13 protein-coding genes are annotated in these 21,005 nt (G+C 72.2%); 5 read left to right on the plus strand and 8 right to left on the minus strand.

Annotated features, from left to right (window positions below):
* Positions 1–27 precede the first annotated feature (27 nt).
* Positions 28–1,647 carry an aspartate:alanine exchanger family transporter gene (locus tag DAA34_RS01315; protein ID WP_106817288.1) on the minus strand — a complete coding sequence of 540 codons (1,620 nt, stop codon included), beginning with the start codon at positions 1,645–1,647 and terminating at the stop codon, positions 28–30.
* A gap of 104 nt (positions 1,648–1,751) precedes the next feature.
* Positions 1,752–3,107, minus strand: a complete 1,356-nt coding sequence (locus DAA34_RS01320) for an MFS transporter (RefSeq protein ID WP_106817289.1) — start codon at positions 3,105–3,107, stop codon at positions 1,752–1,754.
* 44 nt (positions 3,108–3,151) lie between these two features.
* Here DAA34_RS01320 and DAA34_RS01325 point away from each other — a divergent pair, with 44 nt between their 5' ends.
* Positions 3,152–4,159 carry an NADPH:quinone oxidoreductase family protein gene (locus DAA34_RS01325; RefSeq protein WP_234354051.1) on the plus strand — a complete coding sequence of 336 codons (1,008 nt, stop codon included), beginning with the start codon at positions 3,152–3,154 and terminating at the stop codon, positions 4,157–4,159.
* A gap of 12 nt (positions 4,160–4,171) precedes the next feature.
* Here DAA34_RS01325 and pepN read toward each other — a convergent pair whose 3' ends face one another.
* Positions 4,172–6,652 carry an aminopeptidase N gene (gene pepN, locus DAA34_RS01330; RefSeq protein WP_106817290.1) on the minus strand — a complete coding sequence of 827 codons (2,481 nt, stop codon included), beginning with the start codon at positions 6,650–6,652 and terminating at the stop codon, positions 4,172–4,174.
* Positions 6,649–7,533 (minus strand): zinc metalloprotease HtpX, encoded by an 885-nt coding sequence (gene htpX / locus DAA34_RS01335; RefSeq protein WP_106817291.1) that lies wholly within the window; start codon positions 7,531–7,533, stop codon positions 6,649–6,651. The genes pepN and htpX overlap by 4 nt, the downstream gene beginning before the upstream one ends.
* A 190-nt stretch (positions 7,534–7,723) precedes the next feature.
* Between htpX and DAA34_RS01340 the strand changes: the two genes are divergently transcribed.
* From DAA34_RS01340 to rarD, 3 genes are read left to right on the plus strand one after another with little or no spacing between them, the layout of a single operon-like run.
* On the plus strand, positions 7,724–9,592 hold the full coding sequence (locus DAA34_RS01340) for a 2-oxoacid:acceptor oxidoreductase subunit alpha (RefSeq protein ID WP_106817292.1): 1,869 nt from the start codon (positions 7,724–7,726) through the stop codon (positions 9,590–9,592).
* The gene (locus DAA34_RS01345) at positions 9,589–10,701 is read left to right on the plus strand and encodes a 2-oxoacid:ferredoxin oxidoreductase subunit beta (RefSeq protein WP_106817293.1); all 1,113 of its coding nucleotides are present in this window, start codon (positions 9,589–9,591) and stop codon (positions 10,699–10,701) included. Before DAA34_RS01340 ends, DAA34_RS01345 begins: the two co-directional genes overlap by 4 nt.
* A complete protein-coding gene (rarD, locus tag DAA34_RS01350; RefSeq protein ID WP_106817294.1) occupies positions 10,698–11,645 on the plus strand; it encodes an EamA family transporter RarD in 948 nt (315 codons plus the stop codon). The genes DAA34_RS01345 and rarD overlap by 4 nt, the downstream gene beginning before the upstream one ends.
* A 70-nt stretch (positions 11,646–11,715) precedes the next feature.
* Here the strand turns inward: rarD and DAA34_RS01355 are convergent, their stop codons facing one another.
* Positions 11,716–13,752, minus strand: a complete 2,037-nt coding sequence (locus DAA34_RS01355) for a PhoX family protein (protein ID WP_234354052.1) — start codon at positions 13,750–13,752, stop codon at positions 11,716–11,718.
* A 144-nt stretch (positions 13,753–13,896) separates the two neighbouring features.
* On the opposite strand from DAA34_RS01355, the gene DAA34_RS01360 reads away from it, so the two are divergent.
* Positions 13,897–15,075: an alanine racemase gene (locus tag DAA34_RS01360; RefSeq protein ID WP_106817295.1), complete on the plus strand. Its 1,179-nt coding sequence runs from the start codon at positions 13,897–13,899 to the stop codon at positions 15,073–15,075.
* A gap of 6 nt (positions 15,076–15,081) precedes the next feature.
* Here DAA34_RS01360 and DAA34_RS01365 read toward each other — a convergent pair whose 3' ends face one another.
* The 3 genes from DAA34_RS01365 to nuoL are packed head-to-tail and all read right to left on the minus strand — an operon-like array spanning position 15,082 to position 20,944.
* Positions 15,082–16,101: a polyprenyl synthetase family protein gene (locus tag DAA34_RS01365; RefSeq protein ID WP_234354053.1), complete on the minus strand. Its 1,020-nt coding sequence runs from the start codon at positions 16,099–16,101 to the stop codon at positions 15,082–15,084.
* Positions 16,098–19,067 carry an NADH-quinone oxidoreductase subunit M gene (locus tag DAA34_RS01370; RefSeq protein WP_106817296.1) on the minus strand — a complete coding sequence of 990 codons (2,970 nt, stop codon included), beginning with the start codon at positions 19,065–19,067 and terminating at the stop codon, positions 16,098–16,100. Before DAA34_RS01370 ends, DAA34_RS01365 begins: the two co-directional genes overlap by 4 nt.
* Positions 19,067–20,944, minus strand: coding sequence for an NADH-quinone oxidoreductase subunit L (gene nuoL, locus DAA34_RS01375; protein WP_106819641.1), 1,878 nt, complete (start codon positions 20,942–20,944; stop codon positions 19,067–19,069). The genes DAA34_RS01370 and nuoL overlap by 1 nt, the downstream gene beginning before the upstream one ends.
* Positions 20,945–21,005: the final 61 nt, after the last annotated feature.

Raw genomic sequence — 21,005 nt, forward strand, 5'->3', positions numbered from 1 at the left:
GGCCCGCACCGCAACGGGCCGAGGCTGCTACAACGCGGCAAGGACCGTCGCCGTGAGGATCTTGGCGATCATCGCCGTCGGGTAGACGAGCGCGTAGCCCAGCATGACCCGCGGGTCGTGGTTGGTCCGCCCGTTGGCGTACGCGAGCAGCGCCGGCTGGGTCTGCATGCCCGCGAGCACCCCGGACAGGCGGGTACCGCCGAGACCGAGGACGAACCCCATGAGGACGTACGCCGACGCACCCGAGAAGGCGGTGACGACCGCACCCAGGACCAGGATGCGCCACCACTTGCCCGAGGTGAAGGCCTGGGCGATCTGGCTCCCGGCCCTCGTCCCGGCGTAGGCGAGGAAGAGCGTCAGCCCGAGCTCGGTGAGCACCATGGCCGCGGTGTGCGGCAGCGCCGTGACGAAGCGGCCGACCCGCCCGACGCGACCCATGACGAGGCCGACCACGAGTGCCCCGGCGGCCGAGCCGACGGCGAAGGTCGACCCGCCCGGCAGCGGGATCGGGATGGCCCCCAGGACCAGTCCCAGGCTGAGCCCCACGCCGAGCGCGACGGGGTTGATGTCGGTCAGCCCGCGCGCGGAGTCACCGAAGAACGCGCTGACCTGCTTCATCCGGGAGGCCGGTGCGATGACCCGGACCCGGTCCCCGAGCTGCAGCACCGTCGAGCCGACACCCACGATGTCGACGTCCCCGCGACGCACGCGCGAGATGGTCGCGCCGTACGTCCGCTCGAGGTTCAGCTCGCGGATCTCGCGGCCGGCGAGCTTCGGGTCCGACACGGTGATCCGTCGGAAGTCGAGGTAGCGACGGTCCTTCGGCAGGGCCAACGACGAGGGGTGGCCGAGCTCTCGAACGATCGCCTCGACCTTCTCCCGCGGACCGATGACCGTGACGACCATCCCCTGCTCGAGGACGTCCTCGTTCGTGGCGACGTGCTGCGTCGCGGCATCGCCGTGCCCCTCCCGGATCCGGTTGAAGCGGACGTCCGAGCCGTGCCGCTGCGTGATCGCCTCGACCGTCGGACGGTCGTCCCGCTCGACCCGCACCGACTGCTCGAACAGCTCCGAGGGGGCGTCGGTGTCGCTGCGGCGGTACGCGAGCGCCATGTTGATGACGACCAGCATCCCCACGACGCCGAAGAGGTAGGACACCGAGTACCCGACAGTGGCACCGGGGGTCCCTCCGGCCGCTGAGAGCGAGGGCGTGTTCGTCAGGGCCCCGGCGAAGGTCCCGGCCGTCGTGTCGGGGGCCAGGCCGAGCAGCCGGCCGCCGGCGGCCGTCACCCCGCCGGCGACGACGAGGACGAGCGCGCTGACGAGGATCCGCGACCATGCCGTGCGCACCGCGTGGAAGAAGCTCGGGCCGCTCGTGATGCCGATGGCGAAGGCGAAGAGCGCCAGACCGAGGTCACCGACAAGCGTGGAGATCTCGATCGTCACCCCGTTCGCCACCCCGAGAGCGGTGACGGCGATGGCGACGAAGAGGACCGCGGCCGCGTGGAGGCGGATGCCCCCGACCTGGATGCTCCCCAGCAGGGCGCCGATCGCCACGGTGACGAAGAGGTGGACGAGGGGCTCCTCGGCGAGGAACGCAAGAACGGTGTGAACGGCTGCCTCCGGCGGTCGGTACGACGTCGTCACCGTCGACGACCGGACGCCTTCAGCCTACGAAGGCGCCGGGCCGCAGGCACCTCGGCTCGCCCCGTCCGGCACCCGCGCTGACCCCGGGTGCCGGACGGCGGGGCTCACTCGGTCAGCTGGGCCCCGCGCCGCTCGGGCAGGAGGAAGGCTGCCGCCGCCGCGAGGAGGAACGATGCCGCGAAGATCGTGAAGACGACGCCCTGCCCGCCCCAGCTCGCGGCGAGGACGAAGGGCACGGCGAACGGCGCGATGATCGAGGCGATCCGCCCGAACCCGGCCGCCGCACCGGCCCCGGCCCCGCGGACCGACGTCGGGTAGATCTCCGGGGTGATCGCGTAGAGGGCACCCCAGGCGCCGAGGTTGAAGAAGGACAGGGCGCACCCGGCGGTGAGCAGCTCGGTGCCGGTCGTCGCCTGCCCGAAGAACCACGCGGAGACCGCCGAGCCGACGAGGAAGGTCGCGAGCGTCGAGCGTCGGCCCCACAGCTCGATGAGGACGGCCGCGACGGCGTACCCGGGCAGCTGCGCGAGGGTGATGATGAGCGTGTACTCGAACGACTTCGTCATCGCCGACAGCCGTTCGTCGAGGATCGTCGGGATCCAGATGAAGGCGCCGTAGTACGACAGGTTGACGAAGAACCAGACCACCCAGATCCCCAGAGTGCGGACCCGCAGGGCGGAGGTCCACAGCCCCGCCGGTCCGCTCGCCGACGGCGGGGGCAGCGGACGCGAGGCCTGCGGCTCGACGCCGGCCGACTGCTCGAAGGACCGCACGACCTTCTCGGCCTCGTCGACCCGCCCGCGCCGCTCGAGCCACAGCGCCGACTCGGGCAGACCGAGCCGGACGACGATCGCGTAGAGCGCCGGCAGGAGCCCCAGGGCCAGGCCCCAGCGCCACCCGTTCTCCCCGTGCGGGACGACGAAGAACCCGATGAGTGCCGCGAGGATCCACCCCACGGCCCAGAAGGACTCGAGTGCGACGACGATCCGGCCGCGCAGACGTGTCGGTGAGAGCTCGCTGACGAGGGTCGAGGCGACGGGCAGCTCGGCCCCGAGGCCGAGGCCGACGAAGAACCGCAGGACGAGGAAGAGCGCCAGACCGCCGACGAGCGCCGAGGCGCCGGTAGCCAGGCCGTAGACGAGCATCGTCAGCGCGAAGACGGTGCGCCGCCCGAACCGGTCGGCGAGCGCCCCGCCGAAGGTCGCACCGATGGCCATCCCGATGAACCCGATGGCGACGGTCCACGACTTCTCGGCGGGGGTGAGCTCCCACTGCTTCGACAGGACGACGAGGACGAAGGAGATGAGGCCGACGTCCATGGCGTCGAGCGCCCAGCCGGCACCGGAGCCGAGGACGAGCCGACCGTGACGGCGGGTGAAGGGGAGCCGACCGAGGCGTTCGAGGCGGGTGGGGTCGGCGCCCTTCGAGGGGACCGTCGCCACCGCGGGCGTGGAACTCATGTGCGCATCATGCCGCCCCCCATGCGTCGATACCCTCCCGTCTCATGAGCATGCGCGCGTGGCAGGTCGCCGAGCTCGGCGAACCGGCGGAGGTCCTTCGTCTCCGCGAGGTCCCCGAGCCGGTCCCCGGCCCGGGTCAGGTCCTCGTCGAGGTCGCGGCCTCGGCGATGAACTTCGCGGACTCGCTGCTGTGCAGGGGCGAGTACCAGGTGAAGCCGCCGCGCCCGTTCACGCCGGGGCTCGAGGTGTGCGGGCGCGTCCTCGCGACGGGCGACGGGGTGACCTCGCCGGCGGTGGGCGAGCGGGTGCTCGGCTCCGCCGCGCTGCCCGCCGGCGGGTTCGCCGACCGGGCCCTCATGGACGCCAGCGCCGCGTTCCCCGTGCCGGACGCGGTGAGCGACGTGACCGCCGCCGCGCTGTACATCGGCTACCAGACGTCATGGTTCGCCCTGCACCGCAGGGCGAACCTCCGCCCCGGCGAGCACCTGCTCGTCCATGCCGCCTCGGGCGGGGTCGGCAGCAGCGCCGTCCAGCTCGGCAAGGCCGCGGGCGCGCACGTCATCGGCGTCGTCGGCGGGCAGCACAAGGTCGAGGTCGCCCGCGCGCTCGGGTGCGACGTCGTCATCGACCGCAAGGCCACCGTCGGCGGCGGGCCGGTCGACCTCGCCGCGGCCGTCCTCGAGGCCACGGACGGGCACGGCGCAGACGTCGTCTACGACCCGGTCGGCGGCCCGGCGTTCGAGGCGTCGACCCGCTGCATCGCGTTCGAGGGGCGGATCGTCGTGATCGGTTTCGCCTCCGGGACGCGCCAGCAGGCCAGGCTCAACCACGCGCTCGTGAAGAACTACACGATCCTCGGGCTGCACTGGAGCCTCTACCTCGAGCACACCCCGGACCTCGTCCGGCAGTGCCACGACGAGCTGCTCGGGCTGGCCGCGGACGGCCGGCTCGAGCCGCTCATCGCCGAGGTCGTCGGGCTCGAGGACGTGCCCGCCGCGCTCGGTCGGCTCACCGGCGGCGGGACGACCGGGCGGATCGTCGTCCGCCCCTGACCGCCCCCGCGCTCAGCCGCCGAAGCGCTCCCGTGAGGCGAGGGCCTCGTCGAGCCGGGCGCCCTGGTCGATAAGGACGCGCCGGATCCCCGCGCTGAGGTCGTCCCGGGCAGCCGCCTGCGCCACCTGGCCGCGGAAGGCGCCATCGACCCGATCCGCAGGGAACGACGCGGTCGCCAGCCGGGCCAGCGCGTCGTCGCGCATCCACGACGACATCGTCGGGACGTCGACCAGCCACCGGTCGGCGAGCGCGTCGGCCAGAGGCGGGTCGCCCAGCCACAGGCCGCGCGCGATCGCCATCGCCTCGTGCGCGGAGAGGGTCCGGTCGGTCGTCATCTCCAGCCAGGACATCTCCTTGGCCTTCGCGTCCGGCATCGCCGCGAGCGCCGTGAGCCGGTGCTGCCGCCCGCTGACGGTCGGGTCGACCTCGGCCGCGGCCTCGATCCGGTCGGCGTCGACGCCGCCGAGCGCGCTCGCTCGGATGAGGGCGCTCCACCGCAGGTCGTCGTCGGTGCGCAGCTCCTCCGGCAGGTCCCGGCCGGCGGCCATCGGCAGCAGGGTGCACTCGACGTCGCGGGCGTGCCGGGCGAGCAGGCGCGCGCCGACGAGACGGCGGCCGGGCTCGTCGGCGGCGAGCAGCCGGCGGCCGACCTCGGCGAGGGCGTCGTCGGCCGCCGGGCGCTCCGCCGCGGGCAGGACGACGGACACGAGCCGGGCCCCGAGCTGGGTGGCGACGGCCGCGAGGATCGACTCGTTCCGCTCCCCCGGCAGCGCCGCGGCGGCGGCCGAGACGACGAGCCGCGGGTCGACGTCGGCGGTCGCGACCCCGGACAGCAGGGTCTGCCACAGGACCCCGCGGGCGGTCTCGTCCGGGCAGCCGACGAGCGCCTCGACGGCGCCCGCGAGGGACTCCTCGTCGAGGACGGCCTGGGCCCACGTGAGGTCGGCCGCGTTCGGCAGGACGAGGCCGTGCGCGCCGGCGAGGCCGGGGATCTCGACACCGGGCGCCCCGGCGGGCAGGACGACCTCGTGCCGGGCGGTCGCCGCGGCGCCGTCGAGCTGCAGGACGTCGAGGGTGTGGGGGCGACCGGCGGGTGTCGCCGGCTCGTCACGGCGCAGCGTCCCGGTCGCGCGGTCGACGGAGAGCCGGTCGAGCCCGGCCCGCTCGAGCCACGAGCGGGCCCACGGCCGCAGGTCGGTCCCGCTGGACCGGCCCATCGCGTCGAGGAAGTCGGCGAGCGTCGCGTTGCCCCACGCGTGGGTGCTCAGGTGGTCGCGGATGCCCGCGAGGAAGGCCTCGTCGCCGATGTGCGCGACGAGCTGGCGCAGGACGGAGGCGCCCTTGGCGTAGGAGATGCCGTCGAAGTTCTGCAGCGCGTCCTTGGTGTCCTCGACGGACTCCGGGGCGATGGGGTGCGTCGACGGCGAGCGGTCGGCGGCGCTGCCCCACGTCCGCCGGGTCATCCCGAAGTGGACCCAGGCGTCGGTGTACGTCGTCGCGTCGACGAGGCAGCGGTGGGCCATGTACTCGGCGAACGACTCGTTGAGCCACAGGTCGTCCCACCAGCGCATCGTCACGAGGTTGCCGACCCACATGTGCGCGAGCTCGTGGGCGATGATCCCCGTGCGGACGAGGCGCTGGTCGTGGCTCGCCGCCCCGCGGAAGATCTCCTCGTCGCGGAAGACGACGCAGCCGGGGTTCTCCATCGCCCCCCAGTTGAACTCGGGGACGAAGACCTGGTCGTAGCCGGCGTACGGGTACCGGATGCCGAAGACCTCGTGGTGGTGGTCGAACGCGCGTCGGGTGGCGTCGAAGAGGTCGGGCGCCTGCTCGCGCAGGTCGTCGGCGCGGGAGGCCATGGCGAGCACCCGCAGCGGAATCCCGTCGTGCGTCGTCGCCTCGCTCGCCCAGGGCCCTGCGCACACGGCGGCGACGTACGTGGGGAACCGCCGGGTGCGGGAGAAGACGTGGCGGACCCCGTCGGCGCCCTCGGCCGGGGTCGAGGTGACGAAATCTCCGTTCGACACGACGGTCCACGCCGAGGGGGCGACGACCGAGATCTCCCACTCGGGCTTGAGGTCGGGCTGGTCGAAGCACGCCAGGACCCGCGGGGCGGCATCGAGCGCGAGGTTGCTCCACACGTAGTCCTGCCCGTCGGCGGGGTCGGTGAGCCGGTGCAGGCCGACACCCTCCCGGCTGTAGGGCATGACCGCGTGGACCTCGACGACGTGCTCGCCCTCGGCGACCTCGAGCGGGATCCGCCCCTCGGCCCACACCTCGAGCGGCAGCGGCTCGCCGTCGAGGCTGATCGCCGTGACCCGGACGGCCTGGCAGTCGAGGAAGGTCTCCCCCGCCTGCCGGGCGCGGAAGCGGACCTGCGAGCGGGAGCCGAAGGTCTCCGGCCCCGTCGTCAGGTCGAGCTCGAGCGTGACGTCGTCGACGTCGAGGAGTGCGGCGCGGCCCTGGGCCTCGGTGCGGGTGAGTACGGTCACCGGGGCATCATGCCGGTCGCCATCCCCTCGAGCCGGGCGATGCGCTCGGCCATGGGCGGATGGGTCGACATGAGCGCCGAGACGTCCTGCGGGCGGAAGGGGTTGGCGATCATCATGTGGCTCGCGTTCTGCAGCCGCGGCGTCGGGGCCAGGGGTGCCCGGGCGACACCGGCCTCGAGCTTGCGCAGGGCGCTGGCGAGCGCGAGCGGGTCACCGGTCAGGCGCGCACCGTCCTCGTCGGCGTCGAACTCGCGGGTGCGGCTGATCGCCATCTGGATGACCGCGGCGACCAGCGGGGCGAGCAGGGCCATGACGAGCCCGACGAGGGGGTTGGGCCGGTCGTCGTCGCGCCCGCCGGAGAACATCGACGTGAACATGAGCATCTGGCCGACGCTGCTGATGATCCCCGCGATGGCCGCGGCGACCGAGCCGGTGAGGATGTCGCGGTTGTAGACGTGCATGAGCTCGTGGCCGAGGACACCGCGCAGCTCTCGCTCGTCGAGGATCGAGAGGATCCCCTCGGTGCAGCACACCGCCGCGTTGCGGGGGTTCCGGCCGGTGGCGAAGGCGTTCGGGGCCGCGGTCGGGGAGACGTACAGCCGCGGCATCGGCTGGTTCGCTCGCTGCGAGAGCTCCCGGACGATGCGGTGCATCGCCGGGGCCTCGGCCTCGGTCACCGGGTAGGCCTGCATCGCACGGATCGCGAGCTTGTCGGAGTTCCAGTACGACCAGAAGGTCGTCACGAGCCCGAGGAGGGCGAAGACGAGGATGAGCGCCGAGCTGCGGAAGTACGCCGCGGCGGCCCAGCCAAGTCCGAGCAGGACGGCCCAGATCCCCGCGAAGAGGACGGCGGTCTTCAACCCGTTGTGGTGCGAGTGCATGCCCGGTGAACGTCGCCCGCACGTCGGACGTTCCCGAGGACCCCGGTGCGCCCCCGATGCATAACGCTGCGTTATCCGTCGCATAATGGACGGTAAAGCAGAGCGCGGAACCGTGCGTCCTACCATGGACGAACGTGCCCGCGCCGACCAGGCCAGGCCCCCCCGCACCCGTCAGGACCGCACCCCTCACATGAGCACCCCCAGCGTCCAGCAGCGCGACCGCGTCATCATCCGCTTCGCCGGCGACTCCGGCGACGGCATGCAGCTCACCGGCGACCGGTTCACCTCCGAGACCGCGCAGCTCGGCAACGACCTGTCCACGCTGCCCAACTTCCCGGCCGAGATCCGCGCCCCGCAGGGCACCCTGCCCGGGGTGAGCTCATTCCAGCTGCACTTCGCCGACCACGACGTCCTCACCCCCGGCGACGCCCCCGACGTGCTCGTCGCGATGAACCCCGCCGCGCTCAAGGCGAACATCGCCGAGATCCCCCGCGGCAGCACCGTCATCGTCGACAGCGACGAGTTCTCCAAGCGCAACCTCTCGAAGGTCGGCTACGCGACCAACCCGCTCGAGGACGGCACGCTCGACTCGTGGCACGTCCACGCCCTGCCGCTGACCTCGACGACGGTCGAGTCCCTCGCCGACCTGCCCGACCTCACGCGCAAGGAGAAGGAGCGGGCCAAGAACATGTTCGCCCTCGGTCTCCTGTCGTGGATGTACGGGCGCCCGACGACCGGCACCGAGCAGTTCCTCCGGACGAAGTTCGGCAAGAAGCCGTCGATCCTCGCCGCCAACCTCACCGCGCTGAAGGCGGGCTGGAACTACGGCGAGACGACCGAGGACTTCGCCGTCCGCTACGAGATCGCCCCGGCGGCGATGGCCGAGGGCACGTACCGGAACATCACGGGCAACCAGGCGCTCGCGCTCGGGCTCGTCGCCGCCGCCCACCGCGCCGGTCGCCCGCTCGTGCTCGGCACGTACCCGATCACCCCGGCGAGCGACATCCTCCACGAGCTGAGCCGTCACAAGCGGTTCGGCGTGACGACGATGCAGGCCGAGGACGAGATCGCCGGGATCGGCATCGCGCTCGGCGCGAGCTACGGCGGGGCGATCGGCGTGACCTCGACGTCCGGGCCGGGCGTCGCGCTCAAGTCGGAGGCGATCGGCCTGGCCGTCGCCCTCGAGCTCCCGCTCGTCATCGTCGACGTCCAGCGCGGCGGCCCCTCGACGGGTCTGCCGACGAAGACCGAGCAGGCGGACCTCCTCCAGGCGATGTACGGCCGCAACGGCGAGTCGCCCGTCGCGATCGTCGCACCGCAGACCCCGACGGACTGCTTCGACGCGGCCGTCGAGGCCGTCCGGATCGCGACGACCTACCGCACCCCCGTCTTCCTGCTGTCTGACGGCTACCTCGCCAACGGCTCCGAGCCGTGGTCGCTGCCCGAGGTCGAGGACCTGCCCGACCTCACCGTCGAGCTCGCGACCGAGCCGAACGGCCTGGACGAGGACGGCAAGCCCGTCTTCCACCCCTACCTGCGCGACCCCGAGACGCTCGCCCGCCCGTGGGCCGTCCCCGGCACGCCGGGCCTGGAGCACCGCATCGGTGGCATCGAGAAGGCCGACGTCACCGGCAACATCTCCTACGACCCCGACAACCACGACCTCATGGTGCGCACCCGCGCGAGCAAGATCGCGGGCATCGAGGTCCCCGACGTCGTCGTCGACGACCCGACCGGCGACGCACGCGTCCTCGTCCTCGGCTGGGGCTCGACCTTCGGGCCGTGCGCCGCCGCGGTCCGCGAGGCCCGGCGCGAGGGCGCCGCGGTCGCCCACGCACACCTGCGCCACATCAACCCCTTCCCGGCCAACCTCGGCGACGTCCTGCACGGCTACGACCGCGTGCTCGTGCCCGAGATGAACTCCGGCCAGCTCGCTCTCCTGCTCCGTGGCACCTATCTCGTCGACGTGCGCCCGTACAACCGCGTGCGCGGCCTGCCGTTCACCACGGCCGAGCTCACCGAGCAGATCCACACCCTCCTGAAGGAGCTCTCCGCGTGACCACGATCGACCTCGGCCTGCCCGCCGTCGGCGGGACGGGCCTCGTCCCCCGCCTCGGCGAGGACGAGCCCCGCCAGACCAAGAAGGACTTCACCTCCGACCAGGAGGTCCGCTGGTGCCCCGGCTGCGGCGACTACGCCGTCCTCGCGGCCGTCCAGGGCTTCCTGCCCGACCTCGGCCTGCGCCGGGAGAACATCGTCTTCGTCTCCGGCATCGGCTGCTCCAGCCGCTTCCCGTACTACCTCGACACGTACGGCATGCACTCGATCCACGGCCGGGCCCCGTCCATCGCGACCGGCCTCGCGACGAGCCGGCCCGACCTGTCCGTGTGGGTCGTCACCGGGGACGGCGACGCGCTGTCCATCGGGGGCAACCACCTCATCCACGCGCTGCGCCGCAACGTCAACATGACGATCCTGCTGTTCAACAACCGGATCTACGGCCTGACGAAGGGCCAGTACTCGCCGACGTCCGAGCCGGGCACCGTGACGAAGTCGTCCCCGAGCGGATCCGTCGACGCCCCGTTCAACCCCGTCAGCCTCGCGCTGGGCGCCGAGGCGACGTTCGTGGCCCGGACCATGGACTCGATGCGCAAGCACCTCACGGACGTCCTGCGCGCCGCGGCCAAGCACCGGGGCACCTCGCTCGTCGAGATCTACCAGAACTGCCCGATCTTCAACGACGGGGCGTTCGAGCCGATCAAGGACCGCGAGCAGCAGAAGGAGCGCCTGGTCCACCTCGAGCACGGCCAGCCCGTGACGAGCGGCGCCAACGCCGAGCGCATCCTCGTGCGCGCCGACGACGGCTCCCTGTCGTTCGTCGCGCGCGAGGGGGTCGACGAGCGGCGCGTCGTCATCCACGACGTCCACGCCTCGGACCCGAGCCAGGCCTTCGCCCTCTCGCGTCTGGACACCCTCGACATGGCGCACGTCCCCATGGGCATCTTCCGGGACGTCGAGCGCCCGACGTACGACGACGCGGTCCGCGAGCAGGTCGACGGGGCCGTCGCGACGGCCGGCGGTCCGGCGACGAACGCCGATCTGCGCGAGCTGCTCCACGGCCGGGACACCTGGACGGTCGGCGGGCCGAGCACCGGCCCGGTGGGGTGACGCCGGGGGGCGACCTCCGCACCGACCGGCGGACGGGCCTACTCCAGGCCTTCGGCGCGTACGGCATCTGGGGCGCCTTCCCGATCTACATCCATGCCCTCGCGCCGGCCGGCGCGTGGGAGGTGCTCGCCCACCGGATCCTGTGGACCCTCCTGCTGTGTCTCGGCGTCCTCGCCGCGCTGGGACGGCTGCCGGGGCTGCTCGCCGCCCTGCGGCGGCCGCGGCTGTTGGTCGGGGTCGCGATCGCCGCGGTCCTCATCGGGATCAACTGGCTCACGTACGTCATCGCCGTGCTCGGTGGACGGACGCACGAGGCGGCGCTCGGCTACTTCCTCAACCCCTTGGCGACCGTCGCCCTCGGTGTGCTCGTCCTGGGCGAACGCCTGCGCCGCCTGCAGTGGGTGGCCATCGCGATCGGTGCCCTCGCCGGGGTGTACCTGGTCGCCGTCGCCGGATCCCTGCCGTGGGTCTCCGCGGCGCTCGCGGCGAGCTTCGCCCTCTACGGGCTGGCGAAGAACAAGCTCGGCGCGAGTCTCCCCGCCCTGGAGTCACTCACGGCCGAGACCATCGTCCTCGCGCCCGCCGCCGCCGTCACGGTGGCGCTGCTCGCCGGCCGGCACGCGACGACCTTCACCGGCCACGGCTGGGGGCACACGATCCTGCTCGTCCTCGCCGGTGCCGTCACCGCGGCGCCCCTTCTGCTGTTCGCGGCATCGGCCCGGCGCATCCCGCTGGCGCTCATCGGTCTGGTCCAGTTCTGCACGCCGGTGATCCAGCTGCTGCTCGGCGTGCTCGTCCTCGGTGAGCACCTGCCCCGCGAGCGGTGGGTCGCCTTCGGGATCGTCTGGGTCGCGCTCATCGTCCTCTCGTGGGACTCGGTGCGTGCGCTGCGCTCCCGGCGGGCCGATGCGCGCGAGGCCGCCGGACCGGTGCGCCCGGCCTGAGCACGCACGCCCCGGACGGGCGAGGGCCCCGCACCGATGGGTGCGGGGCCCTCGCGTCGGGGCGGACGGGTCAGGCGTTCGGGCCCATCGCGCTCGAGCGCGTGTACTTGTTCGCCTTCTGGACCTGGATGACCGACGGCCGCGGCTGCGTGTTGCCACCCCACGGGAAGGTCGACTTCGGCGCGTCCGGGGAGGCCCCGTCGATCTCACCCGGGTGCTGCGGGGCCGCGAACACCGTGCGACCGTCGAAGCTGATGAGCGGGCCGCAGCACTCCGCGCCGGCCGGCATCGTCAGGAACTGCTGCAGGTGACCCTTCTTCGGGCCGCTCATCGGCATGTGGAACAGACCGTCGGCGAAGCCGAGCGCGTTGCCGTCCGTCGCGATCCACAGGTCGCCCTTGGCGTCGAAGGCCACGTTGTCCGGGCAGGAGATCGGGGTGACCTGGTTCTTGTCGAACCCGTTGAAGTACGTCGTCGGGTCCTGCGGGTCACCGGCGATGAGGACGATCCGCCACGTGAAGCGCGAGCTCGTGTGGTCGTCGTACAGCGGGTCGATCGCGATGATGTGCCCGTGCTTGTTGTTCGCGCGCGGGTTCGCCTCGTCGATCTCGCTCGGCTGGCGGCGGGTGTTGTTCGTGCAGGCCACGTAGACGCGGTTGTCGACCGGGTTGACCTCGACGTCCTCGGGGCGGTCCATCTTCGTCGGGCCGACCTTGTCGGCGGCCAGACGGGTGTGGACGAGGACCTCCGCGACGCTCATGCCGGGGACCTTCGACTCGCCGTCCTTGACGAGCGGGATCCAGCGCCCGGTGCCGTCGCTGACACCGTCCTCGAAACCGTCGCCCGCGAACTCGGCGACGTAGAGGTCACCCTCGGCCAGCAGCGTCATGTTGTGGGCCTTGTCGCCCTCGCGGTAGGTGTGCTTCGAGACGAACTTGTAGAGGTAGTCGTACCGCTCGTCGTCACCGGAGTAGCAGACGACCTTGCCGTTCTCGGCGATCGTGACGTTCGCGCCCTCGTGCTTGAAGCGACCGAGCGCCGTGTGCTTGACCGGCGTCGAGTTCGGGTTGAACGGGTCGATCTCGACGACCCAGCCGAAGCGGTTGGCCTCGTTCGGCTCCTCCGCGAGGTCGAAGCGCGAGTCGACCCGCTCCCACCCACGGCCCGAGCTGGTGATCCCGTAGCGCTTCCAGGCCGCCTTCTGCTCCGCGGAGACGGTCGAGGACGCGAGCGCGGTGTCGGCCTTGAAGTACTGGTTGAAGTTCTCCTCGCCCGAGAGGACCGTGCCCCACGGCGTCATGCCGCCCGCGCAGTTGTTGAGCGTGCCCTTGATGCGGATGCCGTTCGGGTCGGCCGACGTCTTCAGGAGGGGGTGGTTCGCGACCGGGCCGTCGACCGTGAAGTTCGTCGTGGCCGTGATGCGGCGGTTGCGCCACGCGCCCTTCACGTACGTCCAGGGGTGGAGGTAGGACTTCCGGCTGAGCTCGACGACCGAGGCACCGTGCGCGGCCATGATGACCTTGAGCTGCTCGTCGGTCAGGCTGGCCGGGCCGGTGTAGCCGCGGAACATGAGCTCGTCGTTCGTGTACTCGTGGTTGACGAACATGACGGCCTTGTTCGCGATACCGCGCGGGAAGACCGCGACGAAGTCGTTGTTGTAGCCGAACTGCTTCTCCTGGGCGGCCGCCGTCTGGTTGTCGAAGTCGAACTTCGGCGAGTCGTCGAAGAGGCCCTCGCCCCACGAGATGACCCGCTTGTAGACCATGCCCTCGGGGACCTGGATCCGGTCCTCGCCGAACGGCTGCGGCGGGACGCCCTGGAAGTTGAACGGGGCCTTCGCGGTGACCGTCGAGGTCGACTCCGCGGCGGCGACCGGCTGGACCTGGCCCGCGACCGCGTTGACGCCGACGACCGCCACACCGAGGCCGGAGCCCTTGAGGACGGCGCGGCGGGAGGCCGAGGCGGTGACGATCTCTCCGAACGTCGGGTTCGACGTCGTGTTCGGGATCTCCTGGCTGCACGCGTCCGCGCAGCGGTACTGGCACGTCATCGACTGACGGCCGGGGTGGTTGACCGGAGTCAGGGGGAGCACGGTGCGCTTGCTCATCGAGGGTCCTTTCACGGGTGGGCGATCCGACCCGACGCTAGGGGTGCCGGGCGGAACCGGCGCGCCGCTGCGGTGAACGTTGCGTGACGGCTCGGTGACGCTCACGCCGCCGGCGGGGGATGACCCCCCCAGTAGGGTGGCCGGGTGATCAGCTGGGACGCCGCGACGGAGGGCCTCCAGGCCCCGTTCGCCCTCGTGGACCTCGACGCCTTCGACGCGAACGGCGCCGACCTCGCCCGACGGGCCGGTGGCGTCCCCGTCCGTGTCGCGAGCAAGTCGGTGCGCTGCCGGGGCCTGCTGCGCCGCGCGCTGTCGACGGACGGCTTCGCCGGCGTCATGGCGTACACCGTGCGCGAGGCGATCTGGCTGGCCGGGGGCCCGGGCGGCGCCGCCGACGACGACCCCGCCGACCCCACGGTGTCCGACGACGTCTACGTCGCCTATCCCTCGGTCGACGTCGCGGCGCTCGCGGAGGTGGCCGCCGACGAGGTGCTGCGCGAGCGGGTGACGATCACCATCGACTCCCCCGAGCACGTCCGGTTCCTCGCCGCCCACGCGCTGACCGGCCTGCGGGTCGCGGTCGACGTCGACGCCTCGCTCAAGGTCGGCCCGGCCCACCTGGGCGCGCGACGCTCGCCGGTGCGCGAGCCGGCCGACGCGGTCGAGGTCGTCGTGGCGGCGCAGACGGCCGGCCTGCGGGTCGTCGGGCTGATGTTCTACGACGCCCAGATCGCGGGGGTGCCGGACAGCTCGCTCGCGGTGCGGGCGATGAAGCGCCGCTCGCACGCAGCGCTCATGGAGCGGCGCCACCGGGTCGTCGAGGCCGTCTCGGCGCTCACCGAGCTGGCGTTCGTCAACGGGGGTGGCACGGGCAGCCTCCACCTCACCGGCACCGACCCGTGCCTCACCGAGCTCGCCGCCGGGTCGGGCTTCCTCGCCCCTGCGCTCTTCGACGGGTACGGCGACTTCGCGCCGCGACCGTGCGCGGCCTTCGCCCTCCCGGTCGTCCGGCGCCCCGGGCCGGGGTTCGTCACCGTCCTGCAGGGTGGCTACCTGGCCTCGGGCGCCCCCGGGGCATCCCGGTTGCCGACGATCCACTCCCCGGCCGGGCTCCAGTACCTCGGGGCCGAGGGCGCGGGCGAGGTGCAGACGCCGCTGCGCGGCGCCGTCGCCGACACGCTCTCGATCGGCGACCGGGTGTGGTTCCGGCACGCCAAGGCCGGGGAGCTGTGCGAGCGCTTCGAGGCGCTCCACCTCGTCTCCGGCGGGCGGGTCGTCGGGTCGCTGCCGACGTACCGCGGCGAGGGTCGCTGCTTCGGCTGAAGGCCCTCAGCCGACCCGCTCGACGACGCCCGAGGCAAGGGCGACCAGCGCATCCTTGGCCTCGCTCGCCGGCAGGGGCTCGAGCACTTCGACGGCCCGCCGCGCGACCGCGCGGGTCTGCTCCCGCGCCTCGTCCATCGCGCGGTGCCCCCGCAGGAGGGTGAGGGCCTCGGCCAGCCGGGCGTCGTCGTCGAGGTCGCCGGTGAGCAGCTCCTTGAGCCGGTCGTCGGCCCGGTCCGTCGACGCGAGGGCGTGGAGCACGGGCAGCGTGCGCTTGCCCTCACGCAGGTCGGTGCCGGGGGTCTTGCCCGACTCCTCCCCCTCGCTGCCGATGTCGATGAGGTCGTCGGCGAGCTGGAAGGCCATGCCGAGCCGCTCCCCGTACTCCGTGGCCATCGCGACGACGTCCTGCGGGCACCCCGCGAACATCGCGCCGTACCGCGCCGCCGTGGCGATGAGCACGCCCGTCTTGTCGGCGAGGACGCCGAGGTGGTACTCGACGGGGTCGGTGCCGTCCGGGCACGGCCGCTCGTCGCGGATCTGCCCCGAGCACAGCCGGACGAAGGTCCGCGCCTGGAGCTTCACGGCCTGGGGACCGAGGTCGGCGACGATGTCGGAGGCCGTCCCGAAGAGGAGGTCGCCGACGAGGATCGCCGTCGAGTTGCCGTAGCGAGCGTTCGCGCTGGGGGCGCCTCGGCGCACGTCGGCCTCGTCCATGACGTCGTCGTGGTAGAGCGAGGCGAGGTGCGTGAGCTCGACGCCGGCCGCGGCCGCGACGACCTCGTCGGTCGCGCCTGCTCCCAGCTCGGCGACGAGGAGCGTGAGCAGGGGTCGGAACCGCTTGCCGCCGGCGGCGAGGAGGTGGCCCGAGGCCTCGGCGACGAACGGGTCGTCCGCCGCCACTCGTGCCGACAGCAGGGCCTCGACCCGCGCCATCCCCTCGAGCACCCGCTCGCGGAGCTCGGGCGCGAGGCCGGGGATGGACAGGACAGGCGGCGTCCCCTGCCCGGTGGCGGGCTGGGTCACCGGAGGAACTGCGCCGAGTCGGCCGCAGCCGACAGGAGCGGGGCCGGGAAGACGCCGAGGAGGATCGTCACCACGAGCCCGACGACGACGACGAGCAGGGTGCCGGCACCGGGCGCGAGGACTGTCGCCGGGGCCGCCACGGCGTCAGCGGACGGGAGCGCGGCGGTGGCGCCGTCGACCGCGCCGGGACCGTCCGCGCGCTCGCCGTCACCGTCGGCGTCGAAGAACATCCGCACGACGATCCGGAAGTAGGCGTACGCGGTGATGGCGCTGCACAGCACACCGAGGACGACGAGCGCGGCTCCGGCACGGCCGCCGTGGGCGATGGCGGGCTGGAAGACGAGGAACTTCGCCGTGAAACCGGAGGTCAGGGGGATGCCGGCGAAGGCGAGGAGGAGGACCGTGAATGTCGCCGCCACCGCGGGGTGACGACGGCCCAGACCACGCCACTGCTCGAGGTCCGTCGCCTCGGACCCCCCGCTGCGGACCATCGTGACGACGCCGAAGGCGGCGAGCGTGGCGAATCCGTAGCAGACGAGGTAGACGAGAACCCCGCTGACGGCGGTCCGGTCGAAGGCGAGCAGGCCGACGATGATGAAGCCGGCGTGGGCGATCGAGGAGTAGGCGAGCAGCCGCTTGACGTCGCGCTGGACGACGGTGAGGACCGAGCCGACGACCATCGTCAGGGCCGCGACCGCGATGAGACCCCAGCGCCAGTCCCAGCGGTCGGCCGCGAGACCGACGTAGACCAGCCGCAGCATCGCACCGAAGGCGGCGGCCTTCGTGCACGCGGCCATGAACCCGGTGACGGGGGTCGGGGCGCCCTGGTAGACGTCGGGCGTCCAGCTGTGGAAGGGCACGGCGCCGACCTTGAAGAGCACGCCGACGAGGAGGAGGACGACGGCGGGCAGCAGGAGCGACTCCGTCTGGGCGTCCGCGCCGCCGATCGCAGCCGCGATGCGGTCGAACCGGACCGAGCCGGCGTAGCCGTACATGAGCGCCGCGCCGAAGAGGAAGAATGCGCTGGAGAAGGCACCGAGGAGGAAGTACTTCAGCGCCGCCTCCTGGCTGAGCAGCCGGCGCCGACGGCCGAGCGCGCACAGGAGGTACAGCGGCAGGGAGAGCACCTCGAGGCCGACGAACATCGTCAGCAGGTCGTTCGCGGAGACGAACATGAGCATGCCGGTCACCGACAGGAGCGTCAGCGGGAAGACCTCGGAGGTGCTCCAGCCCTCGCGGGCGACGGCGTCCTCGAGCGGCGAGCCGGGGACGCTCGCACCCATCGGGGTGAACGCGTCGGCTCCGGAGCCACCGAAGCGCTCGGCCATGAGGAGGACGCCGAGCAGGGCCATCACCAGGAGCGTCACCTGGAGGAAGATCGCCGGTCCGTCGACGGCGACCGACCCGTCGAGGGTCACGCCCTGGGCGTCGACGGTCCGCAGGAGGGCGACCGCCGTCGCCGCGACGGCGGTCGGGGCGGGGTCGGACGCGCCGATCCACGACAGCGTGCGCTCGACGCTGGGGTTGATGACGTCGAGCACCGGCTTGGGGTACACGCCGAGCACGAGGAACAGCGCGACGAGCGGCGCGACGACGACCTTCTCGCGCCACGTGATGTCGCGCACCGGCGTCGCCAGCTGCGGGACGGGGCCGGTCATCGTCCGCTTGTACATGAGCAGGACGTACGTCGCGGCCAGCACGATGCCGACGGCCGCGATCGCGCCGGCCCACCGGTTGCGCTGGAAGGTGCCGGTGATGACGAGGAACTCCGAGAGGAAGGAGCCCATGCCCGGCAGCGCGAGCGTCGACAGGCCCGCGATGAGGAAGACCCCCGCCAGGCCGGGCGTCACCCGCTGCCAGCCACCGAAGTCGGGCACCATCCGGCTGCCGCGGCGCGCGATGAGCATCCCCGCGACGAGGAAGAGCCCGGCCGTGGAGAAGCCGTGGTTGATCATGTAGAACGCGCTGCCCGCCTGGGAGGTCCGGGTGATCGCGAAGATCCCCAGGACGATGAAGCCGAAGTGGCTCACCGAGGTCCACGAGATCAGGCGCATGAGGTCCCGTTCCCCGATCGCCATGAACGCCCCGTAGAAGATCGACACGAGGGCGAGGACGGTGATTGCCGGGGTGGCCCAGCGGCTCGCGTCGGGGAAGAGCTCGAGGCAGAACCGGATCATCCCGTAGGTGCCGACCTTGTCGAGCACCCCGACGAGCAGGGTCGCCGTCGCCGGGCGGGAGGCGCCCGCCGCGTCGGGCAGCCACGAGTGCACCGGCCACATCGGCGCCTTGATCGCGAAGGCGATGAAGAAGCCGAGGAAGAGCAGACGCTCGGTCCATGTCGACATCTCGAGGTCACCGAGGCGCTCGATGAGGTAGCCCTGCGAGCCCCCCGGGCCGACGACGTAGAGCCCGATGACCGCCGCGAGCATGACGAGCCCGCCGGCGAGGCTGAAGAGGAGGAACTTCATCGCCGCACGCTGCCGCCCCTCGCCGCCGAACATCCCGATGAGGAAGTAGACGGGGATGAGCATCGCCTCGAAGAAGACGTAGAACAGCAGGACGTCCGCGGCGGCGAAGACGCCGACCATGAAGGCCTCGAGCAGGAGCATGAGCGCGAAGTACGTCTTCACGCGGCCCGGCTCGTGCTCGTCGTCCCAGGCCGCCAGCAGGCAGATCGGGGTGAGGATCGCGGCCATCGCGATGAGGAGGTAGGAGATCCCGTCGACGCCCAGGGCCCACGAGGTGCCCAGCTGCGGGATCCAGTCGTGCCGCTCGGTGAGCGAGAAGAAGCCCGAGCGCACGTCGATCGCCGTCGTCAGCCCGACGGTGAGCAGCAGGACCAGGAGCGAGTACGCGAGCGCGATCGGCTTCGCCAGCCGGGCGACGTTCCGCGGCAGGCACGCGATGGTCAGGGCGCCCACCGCGGGCACCGCGATCATCAGGGTCAGCCAGGGGTAGTCGTTCATCAGTTCATCACCCACAGGGAGGCGAGGACGGCGACGACGCCGACCAGCATGGTCAGGGCATAGGAGCGGACGAAACCGTTCTGGGCACGTCGCAGGCCGGAGGCGGCGCCCGTGACGAGCCTGCCGATCCCGTCCGCACCACCGTCGCCCAGCGCACGGTCCGTGGCGCGGGTCGCCCCGGCCAGGCCCATCACCGGCCCGATCGCGAGGAGGTCGTTGACGTCGTCCTGGAAGAGGTCCTTGCGGGCCGCCCGCGTGGCGAACGAGCCGTGCGGTGCGACGACCGGGACCTCGGCGCGCCAGTACCGGACGAACGCGAGGGCGGCCCCGGCGAGGACGAAGAGCAGCGTCAGGCCCATGAGGACGGGGACCGGCAGGACCGGCTCGCCGTGCTCGTGGTGGCCGGTGACCGGCTCGAGCCAGCGGGTGAAGACGTTCGTCGGGCCGAGCGCGAGGCCGAGCAGGGCCGAGCCGACGGCCAGGACCATCATCGGGATCGTCATCGACAGGGGCGACTCGTGCGGGTGGACGTCGTCCTCCCAGCGGCGGCGGCCGTGGAAGGTCATGAAGAACAGTCGCGACATGTAGAACGCCGTGACCCCGGCACCGACGAGCGCGGTGAGCCCGAAGACCCAGGGGCGCCAGCCCTCGCCGACGAAGGCGGCCTCGATGATCTTGTCCTTGCTCCAGAAGCCGGAGAACGGCGGGACGCCGAGGATCGCCAGCCAGCCCAGGCCGAAGGTGACCCACGTGATCTTCATGACCGTCGAGAGCCCGCCGAAGCGGCGCATGTCCACACGGTCGTTCATGGCGTGCATGACCGAGCCCGCACCGAGGAACATCCCGGCCTTGAAGAAGCCGTGGGTGATGAGGTGGAAGATCGCGAAGGCGTAGCCGATCGGGCCCAGGCCGGCGGCGAGCATCATGTAGCCGATCTGGGACATCGTCGATGCGGCCAGCGCCTTCTTGATGTCGTCCTTCGCGCAGCCGACGATCGCGCCGTACGCGAGCGTGATCGCACCGACGATCGCGACGACGAGCTGGGCGCCCGGCGCGCCCTCGAAGATCGCGTGGCTGCGGACGACGAGGTAGACGCCCGCGGTGACCATGGTCGCCGCGTGGATGAGCGCCGAGACCGGGGTCGGGCCCGCCATGGCGTCACCGAGCCAGCTCTGCAGCGGGAACTGCGCGGACTTGCCGCACGCCGCGAGGAGCAGCAGGAGGCCGATCGCCGTGAGGGCGCCCTCGCTCGCACCGGGCACGCCGGCGTTCACCCCCGCGAAGTCCGCCCGGCCGAAGGTCGCGAACATCATCGCCACCGCCAGGGCGAGGCCGACGTCACCGACGCGGTTGACGATGAAGGCCTTGTTCGCGGCGGCTGCGTAGTCGGGGTTGTGGTTCCAGAACCCGATGAGCAGGTACGAGGCCAGGCCGACGCCTTCCCAGCCGACGAACAGCAGGAGGTAGCTGTCGGCCAGGACGAGCAGGAGCATCGCCGCGACGAAGAGGTTGAGGTAGGCGAAGAAGCGCCGCTTGTCCGGGTCGTGCGCCATGTACCCGAGCGAGTACACGTGGATGAGCGAGCCGACGAAGGTCACGAGCAGGACGAAGGACATCGACAGCTGGTCGACGAGCATGCCGGCGTCGAGGTGGAAGCCGCCCGCGTGCACCCACTCGAAGAGGTGCAGGTGGCCGGCCCGCGCCTGCGGGTCCTGGCCGAGCATCCCCACGACGATCGCGGCGGCGACGGCGAAGCTCGACCACGACAGGATCGTCGCGAGGATCGGGCCGAAGGAGTCCGAGACCCGGCCCAGGAGGAGCAGGAGCGCGGCACCCAGCAGCGGCAGCGCGACGAGGAGCCACGCGAGGGAGGACATCCCGCTCGCGGCGGCGACGGCCTGGTCGCCACCCTCGAGAGCCAGGGAGTACAGGGAGGTC

It is taken from the genome of Janibacter massiliensis (assembly GCF_900289115.1).
GTDB lineage: Bacteria > Actinomycetota > Actinomycetes > Actinomycetales > Dermatophilaceae > Janibacter_A > Janibacter_A massiliensis.